Annotated in this window: 2 protein-coding genes; both read left to right on the top strand. The window is 56.4% G+C overall.

Annotated features, from left to right (window positions below; genetic code table 11):
• Positions 1 to 249: 249 nt before the first annotated feature.
• Complete coding sequence (locus HQL52_20245; GenBank protein ID MBF0371772.1) at positions 250 to 1,521, top strand: nucleotide sugar dehydrogenase; 1,272 nt, start codon at positions 250 to 252, stop codon at positions 1,519 to 1,521.
• Between the two features lie 121 nt (positions 1,522 to 1,642).
• Positions 1,643 to 2,596, top strand: coding sequence for an SDR family NAD(P)-dependent oxidoreductase (locus tag HQL52_20240; protein ID MBF0371771.1), 954 nt, complete (start codon positions 1,643 to 1,645; stop codon positions 2,594 to 2,596).
• Positions 2,597 to 2,822 lie beyond the last annotated feature (226 nt).

Below are 2,822 nucleotides of genomic sequence, written 5' to 3'. Positions count from 1 at the left end.
GTGAGATTTTCACATCAAGCAGTCAACTGGCCTGGGAATGCTATCAAGCTTGAACGGACTTTTTTCGGGGGACTCAGGTCTGCCCAATAAATTTGAGCAAAGGGCATCCCTCTCTTTTATACAGGCCTGTTATGGGAAACTATTTGACAAAAGGATGCATTTTCACTATTCTTAGATGTTTCGACCAATTTCCAAGGACGCGATGGAGAGTGAGGAAATGAAAGGGATTTTTCGGGGATGGCAGAGGGGATGATCGACAAGCCGAAGATCGCTGTGATTGGGCTGGGATATGTCGGGCTGCCACTGGCTGTGGAGTTTGGCAACCACTTTCCCACGGTGGGTTTCGACACCCGTAGCCAGCGGGTTGAGGAGCTTCGTTCCGGCTGGGACCGTACCCGGGAGGTGGAGAGCGACAGCCTGCAAAACGTCGCCGACCTCTCCTACACCACCGAGCCGAAAGATCTCGCCGACTGCAACGTCCACATCGTCGCCGTCCCCACGCCCATCGACCGCCATAAACGCCCCGACCTCACCCCCCTCATTCAAGCCTCTGAAACCGTCGGCGACGTGCTCTCCAAAGGGGACGTGGTGGTCTATGAATCCACGGTCTATCCCGGCGTCACTGAGGAAATCTGCGCACCGGTGCTGGAAGAAAAATCCGGGCTCAAGTTCAATGAAGATTTTTTTGTCGGCTACTCCCCGGAACGGGTCAACCCCGGCGATCACGTCCATCGGCTGCCTGATATCATCAAAATCACCTCCGGCTCCACCCCGGAAGCTGCCCAATGGATCGACAAGCTCTACCGAATCATCGTCAAGGCGGGCACCCACCTGGCCCCCAGTATTCGGGTGGCAGAGGCTGCCAAGGTGATCGAAAACACCCAGCGGGATGTCAACATTGCCCTGGTCAACGAATTGGCCATTCTCTTCAACCGCCTGGACATCGACACCCTGGAAGTGCTCAAAGCCGCTGAAACAAAATGGAATTTCATCCCCTTTCGCCCAGGGCTCGTGGGAGGCCACTGCATCGGGGTCGATCCATACTATCTCACCCACAAAGCCCAGGAGATCGGCCACCACCCGGAGATGATCCTGGCGGGTCGGCGGGTCAACGACAACATGGGCTCTTTCGTGGCCTATCAGGTCTCCCGTCTGATGGCCAAAAACCACCACTGCGTACCCAACTCCCGAATCCTGGTCATGGGCCTCACCTTCAAGGAAAACTGCCCCGATCTGCGCAACACCCGGGTGGTGGATGTGGTCCAGGAGTTGACTGATAACGGCGCCCAAGTGGATGTCTACGACCCCTGGGCAGACCCTGCGGAAGCCCGGGACGAGTATAGCATTGCCCTGCTGGAAAATCCGGCACCAGCCACCTATGACGCCATCGTGATAGCGGTAGGCCATGAGCGCTTTTTGGAGATGGGACTCGACAATATCCGCGCTCTGGGAAAACCCAAAGCCATCCTCTACGACCTGAAAAGCGTATTCCCCAGGGAAGAGGGGGTCTACCGACTCTAACCCGGAACTTCTGACTTTCCGACCCGGTGCTCCTGCCACTTTTTCTCAAGGATACCTGCCGCCTTTGCCGGGAAGGGCGCTGCCATTTCAGAATATCCGGTCATTTGGGAGCTGAACCGATATGAACAAAACCGTGCTGATCACCGGCGGCTGCGGATTTATCGGTTCCCACCTGGCAGATGCCCTGCTGGCTGCCGGTTACCGGGTTCGCATTCTCGATAATCTTTCCACCGGCAAACGGGAAAACGTCTCCGGCAGCTGCGAAATCATCGTTGGGGATATCACCGACCAGCAGACCGTACAAAAAGCCATGGCGGGGATTTCGGCCTGCTTTCATCTGGCCGCCATCGTCTCGGTACCGCTCTCCGTCAGCGACTGGCTAGGCACCCACCGAGTGAATCTTACCGGGGCGATCCATATCTTTGATGCCGCCCGGACCTCTCCCGATCAACAGCCAATCCCGGTCATCTACGCTTCCTCCTCAGCCATCTATGGCGACAACCCCCAACTCCCCCTGGCCGAATCCGCCCCCCCCGCCCCCCTTTCCGCCTACGGGGCTGACAAAATGGGCATGGAACTCCACGCCCGGGTAGCCACCCTGACCCACGGCGTGCCGACCTTGGGTTTTCGGTTTTTCAACGTCTATGGCCCCAGACAAGACCCCAGTTCCCCCTACTCCGGCGTGATTTCCATCTTTATCGATCGCATTCGCAAGGGCGAGCCTCTCCTGATTTATGGAGATGGGGAGCAGCAGCGGGATTTTGTCTATGTGGGGGATGTGGTCGAATTTTTGCTCAAAGGCTGGAAAAAATGTCAGGAAAAAGCGTGTCATACAGGCAACCCTCCCGAAGCACTCAATGTCTGTACCGGGATAGGCAGCACCATCAACAGCCTGGCTGAAACCCTCTTTTCGGTCATGGGCCAATCAACCCCCATCCATCACGGCCCTCCCCGCCTGGGGGATATCCTCAACTCCGTAGGCAGTGCTGACCGGGGCAGGCAATTATTGAACTTTTCCAGCCGGGTTTCCCTATCCGAAGGCCTGAATAAAACTGTCCACTTCCTGAACTCCTGATTCCTGCCCCCCACCCCCTTTCAAGTCCTCTTCTCCCACCTGATACGCCCTCAAGCCCCCAGAATGCCCCGCTCTCTTTCCTGAACCATTCCATTCACCAAAGCGACCCCATCCAGCCACCAATCTGCCCAATAATGTATCTTCACCCACACCCGACCCCGCCTATTCATGACCCGACATGCCCAATAATTAACCATATCCAAGATGAATCACCAGCTGATTTTTC

Source organism: Magnetococcales bacterium (assembly GCA_015232395.1).
GTDB lineage: Bacteria > Pseudomonadota > Magnetococcia > Magnetococcales > JADFZT01 > JADFZT01.
The sequence above is the reverse complement of the archived record's forward strand: the minus strand, read 5'-3'. Positions and strand labels throughout refer to the sequence as shown.

What these genes read in the sequence shown, in the direction of transcription:
- HQL52_20245 (MBF0371772.1), top strand. Translation starts at nt 250, where the DNA reads ATGATCGACAAGCCGAAGATCGCTGTGATTGGGCTGGGATATGTCGGG.
- HQL52_20240 (MBF0371771.1), top strand. Translation starts at nt 1,643, where the DNA reads ATGAACAAAACCGTGCTGATCACCGGCGGCTGCGGATTTATCGGTTCC.